The sequence below is a fragment of the Shewanella sp. AC34-MNA-CIBAN-0136 genome, from assembly GCF_040309945.1.
Lineage (GTDB): Bacteria > Pseudomonadota > Gammaproteobacteria > Enterobacterales > Shewanellaceae > Shewanella.
This window is the reverse complement of sequence record NZ_JBEOPJ010000107.1, coordinates 1-240: the sequence shown is the minus strand read 5'-3', so window position 1 is coordinate 240 and position 240 is coordinate 1. Positions and strand designations below refer to the sequence as shown.

The following is a 240-nucleotide window of genomic DNA, read 5'->3' as shown; positions in this document are numbered from 1 at the left end:
ACGATACTTTGCTTCCAGATGTCAAAAAAGGCGACAAATTAACGCTCGATAAGCTTGATCCGAGTCAACACTTTACCAAGCCACCACCGCGTTATACCGAGGCAAGCTTGGTCAAAGAGCTGGAGAAAAAAGGTATTGGGCGTCCATCGACTTATGCGTCTATCATCTCGACCATTCAAGATCGCGGTTATGTAAAGCTTGAAAATAAGCGTTTATTTGCCGAAAAAATGGGTGATATCG

Annotated in this window: 1 protein-coding gene; it reads left to right on the top strand. The window is 43.8% G+C overall.

Features of this window, described 5'->3' with window-relative positions; genetic code table 11:
• Window positions 1-240: DNA topoisomerase (locus AAEY94_RS20835; protein WP_350979956.1), on the top strand; the 240-nt coding region annotated here is incomplete at both ends.